Below are 4,608 nucleotides of genomic sequence, written 5' to 3'. Positions count from 1 at the left end.
TCGGTAACCAGCTCCTCGCCGGCCCCCTCTCGGCGACTTAGAAAACAATACACCCACCAACCCCCCACCGCAAACCCACCCAAACACCCCACCACACACCCCAAAAACCCGCGCCAGCCCGCGGAACTTCGGCGGAACGGAAGCGCACGCCGGGCGGATTCGAAGCTATTTGCCTGCTATGGAGCGCGTCACATTCCGGCCGTGCTCCTGTGGACCGTGAGCGTGCTCCTGATGGAACGTGATTCCGAGCCATCAACGCGTGACTTCAAGGACCAGGGTGAAGTCTGCATCCCGTCGGTGGATCAGGTAGGCCTCCAGAACTCCAGGACCGCAGGCGCCGGTTCCCACTCCGCGTTGGACGTGGTCGAGATAGACGTAGGTGCACCCGTCCGGCACCAGGTCCGGCTGGTGATTGGCGGCATCAAGCGCAGTCTGGCTGTACGGCCTGACTGTCAGTGCGAAGCGTTCCCCAGTGACGGCCAGGCTGCCGGCGCCCAGGTCCAGCGTTGCGCTGTGTACAGCCGCGCGGGCACCGGACTCCTGCGGCCGGACGTAGTCAACGGACATGTCGGCGGCGGGCAGCGAATGCCACCCCTTGCGCGTGCCTTGTCCCGTATCCGGATAAGCCTGATGGGGCCCTTGTCCAAACCAGTCAACGCGCCGGGGTTCGGTGCCCAAAACGAGCTCCAGTCCGATCCGCGCCCAGGGCACGTCGCGTCCCCTATCGGTCCAGTCCCCGTCAGGACACACTCGGGTCCGCAGGCTGAGCCTTCCGCCGTCGCTGGTCCAGAGGTAATCCACAAACACGCCGTACTGCTTATCCGCAATGCCCACCCGCGTCCTGATCTCCAGTGACGCGCCGCCGTCCGCGTGGGGCACAGCTGATATGCCGATGAGGCGGGAGTGCAGCCGGTTGAGGCCGGCCTCGACCCACCGCTGCGCGAGGGTGCGGGCCTCGGGGCTACCCCACCAGTCCACTCCGTGGTCGTTATCCGTGGGAGCGCGCCACAGTACAAGCCGCAGGTCATTCACCGGCAGCCCGCCCAGGCGGGTCAGCGCCCCGGTGGCCCGTGAGAAGGTCGCCGGACCCAGCCGCAGCTCACCGGCTCCGGCCTCGGCCACGATTTCAGTCGCACGGACCTGAGGGACTTCGGGCTGGTTGATGAATGCCTGGCCCCACGCGAGCTCATGCCCCGCGGCGGCCCACTCAGTGTCCTCCGCCAGCTCGGCCCGGATTGTCAGCACGGCGGGCGCATCGGCGGCAAGCTCAGCCAGTCCTGCTTGCAGCGCAATGGTGGATTCACTGCGGGGCGCCAGCGGCGCGACGTCCACCGGACCGCTGTCGAGAGTGCCGCCGTCGACCTCGACGGTGTAGCGGAACCGGACAGCGGAAGTGTCCGCGAAGTCGAACTTGTTGGCAATGGTGACGGTGGTCCAGTCCGCCGCGATGGCAATGGCCAGCGGCTCAATGACCTTCTTGAAGTCCAGCAGCGCGGGCCTGGGCTTTCGGCTGGCATCGACGAGGCCATCCGTGACGAAATTGCCGTCGTGAATTTCCTCACCGAAGTCGCCGCCGTAGGCGAAGTACTCGCGGCCGTCGTTACCGGTGCGCGTGATGCCGTGCTCCAGCCATTCCCAGACGAAGCCGCCCATGAGCCGCGGATAGCGGTCGAAGAGTTCCTGGTACTCGGTCATGCCGCCCGGGCCGTTGCCCATCGCGTGCACATATTCGCAAAGGACAAAGGGCATGGCGCGCCGCCGGGCGTCGAGCTCGGGATCGTCCAGGGCAGGCTCCATCCGCTGACCGATCAGCGCGGTCTCGGCCTGATCGGCGTACATCCGCGAGTAGATGTCCACGTAGGGCGAGCTCCAGTCGCCCTCGTAGTGGATGGGCCGGGAGGGGTCTCGGTGCTTTGTCCAGCGGGACATGGCCGCCAGGTTCTGCCCCGTGCCGGACTCGTTCCCCAGCGACCACATGATCACAGAGGCGTGGTTCTTGTCCCGCTCAACAGTGCGCCACATCCGGTCCAGCAGCGCCGGCTGCCACTGCGGGTCGTCACTGGGATTCTGCTTCCATCCGGCGCTTTCGAAGCCGTGGGTCTCCAGATCGCATTCCAGCACCACGTAGAAGCCCAGCCGGTCCGCGAGGGCCAGGAATTCCGGGTGCGGCGGGTAATGGGAGGTGCGGATGGCGTTGATGTTGTGCTGTTTCATCAGCCGCAGCTCAGCCTCCATGACCTCGCGCGGAACCGCGCGCCCCAGCCGCGGATCGTGTTCATGCCGGTTTACGCCGCGCAGCAGGATCCGCCGGCCGTTGACCTTGAACTGCGCGTCCTCGATCGTGATGGAGCGGAAGCCCACCTGTAGGTTTACGGTCTCGCCGGCGGTGCTGACCGTGGCCCCGTACAGTCTCGGGAGCTCGGCGGACCACGGGTCCACCCCAGGGATGGGCAGCTCGCTTCCGGCCGCGAGCTCCAGCCCCAGCTCGGGAAGGCGTACGACGGCGTCAATCGCCTTTCCGCCCCGGGTCGCCTCCACCATGAGGAGCCCTTGCCCGGTGACATGGTCGTATCCCGCATGGACAAAGACATCGTCGATTCCATCACTGGGGCGCGCCTGCAGCGTGACATCACGGAAGATTCCCGGCAGCCACCACATGTCCTGGTCTTCGAGGTAGCTGGCGGCCGAGAACTGCGCAACGCGCACGGCCAGGGTGTTCCGCCCGGGGACCAGGACGTTGGTAACGTCGAACTCGTGCGCCAGGCGGCTGCCGCGGGTAGTGCCGAGCCTGGTTCCGTTCAGCCACACGGTGCCGGCAGACTCGATGCCGTCAAACCGCAGGACGGACCGCGGAAAGAACTCGGGCCCGGCATCGAACTCCACAAGATGGTCGCCGATCGGGTTCCTGTCCGGAACGTGGGGAGGCTCAACTGCGAACGGGTACTGCACATTCGTGTACCAGGGCGAGCCGTGTCCGTGCATCGGCCAGCTGGACGGCACCGGTAAATCCACGAAGCCAGCCACGCCATGGCCCAGCTGCCAGCCGTCCAAAGGTGCCAGCCTGGGCCCGCCGTGGAGCCGGAACTTCCACGTGCCGTTTAGGACCTTGCGGGCCGCATCGCTGTCGAGGTAGGCGCGCGCGGGAAGAGCGCCATCGGCGGGTGCCACCGATTCGAGCTCCCTGACCTGCCCTGCCCCGATGTCCAGATGGCGGCCGGCGGAACCGGCCGGCCGTGAACCAGCGGGCGCCGTGGATGAATCGACTGACATGTTTGTCCCTGGGCTGGATGTTGGATGCATCTTCGTGAACGTTCACGAACCCGTCCAAGACTACTGTGGTCGGAGTCATTTGGGTAGGGGAGCCGTCCGGTCAGGCGGACTGGCGCAGCACCAGATGGTGGCGGAGCACCAACTCCGAACCCGGTCCACCGGGCTCGATGGCACCGGTGAGCAGGCCGTCCAGAAGTTCGACGGCGGCCCTTCCCACCTCTCGCAGGTCCAGTGCGAGGGTGGTGAGCTCCGGCGTCAGCAGTTCCCCGAGCGGAATGCCGTCCATGCCGATCACGGCGCAATCCGCAGGGACAGCGTGGCCCGACTCGGCCAGGGCCTTCAGAGTGCCCGCGGCCATCAGGTCGTTGAACACCACTATCGCGTCTGTGCCGGGGTGTTCCTCGAGCAGCCGGCGCGTGGCGTGGCGGGCATCCGCTGCCGACTCAGGTGATACGGACACCGCCAGCGCCACGCCGGAGGCAGCGGCGCTGCGGGCAAAGGCGCGGCCGCGTGCAGTCACTCCGCCCAACGCGGAGACTGTTGCACTCCCCCGCTCCCCTGTGGGTGCCGACACTGCGGCATGGCCGGCGCCTGAATCTGCACGGTCGATGTATGCGAGTTGGCGGCAGCCCCTGGCCTGCAGGTGGTCCAGGGCGGCGCGCGCGGCATGGCCGTAGTCAAAGGAGATCCGGCCTGAGGCTGACCCTGACGGCTGGTCGAGAACAACAAGGGGCCGGGGGCCAAGAATGGCATGCGCTTCGTCCGTGGCGCCACCAAGGTATCCGATCACGCCGTCCACCTGGGGCGCGAGATGCTCCACCGACTCCACGCCTGTGGCACCGCCATGCCCGTAGTCATCCATGACGACGTGCCAGCCTCGCTGCGTGGCCAGCTCGACGACGCTGGAGGCGAATGCCGGATAGTACGGGTTAGTGAGATCCGGAATCGCGAGACCCACCGACGTTCCCGGCCCCTGGACAAGCCCCTTGGCGAAGCGGCTGGGCGTGTACCCCAGTTCGCGCGCAAGTTCCTGGACCCGTTGGCGAGTCTCCGGCCGAATGCCCGGCATCGCGTTCATGGCCCGGGTCACGGTTTGCCGGGAGACGCCGGCCGCGGCGGCCACGTCAAGGATGGTGGCACGTCTTGCCGGTCCGGCGGATGCACCCGGGCCGCGGCCGGACGAGGCGTCACCGGAAGGAGGGGTCATAGTTGGTAAGTCTAGAGGCCGGCCTGCGGTCCGGTTGGCCGGCGTTGGTTGGGTGTTTAAATGCGGGAGAGCCCCGACCGTGTGGTTGGGGCTCTCGACCGTGTAATGGTTGTCCGGCGGTGACCTACTCT

Annotated in this window: 2 protein-coding genes; both read right to left on the bottom strand. The window is 67.0% G+C overall.

Annotation, left to right across the window (positions count from 1 at the left end; all coding sequences use genetic code 11):
* Positions 1-252 precede the first annotated feature (252 nt).
* Positions 253-3,270, bottom strand: coding sequence for a glycoside hydrolase family 2 TIM barrel-domain containing protein (locus ACIP90_RS21285; RefSeq protein WP_400581746.1), 3,018 nt, complete (start codon positions 3,268-3,270; stop codon positions 253-255).
* A gap of 100 nt (positions 3,271-3,370) precedes the next feature.
* Positions 3,371-4,477: a LacI family DNA-binding transcriptional regulator gene (locus ACIP90_RS21280; protein WP_400581744.1), complete on the bottom strand. Its 1,107-nt coding sequence runs from the start codon at positions 4,475-4,477 to the stop codon at positions 3,371-3,373.
* Positions 4,478-4,608: the final 131 nt, after the last annotated feature.

The organism is Arthrobacter sp. NPDC093139 (genome assembly GCF_044754165.1).
Classification (GTDB): domain Bacteria; phylum Actinomycetota; class Actinomycetes; order Actinomycetales; family Micrococcaceae; genus Arthrobacter.
The sequence above is the reverse complement of the archived record's forward strand: the minus strand, read 5'-3'. Positions and strand labels throughout refer to the sequence as shown.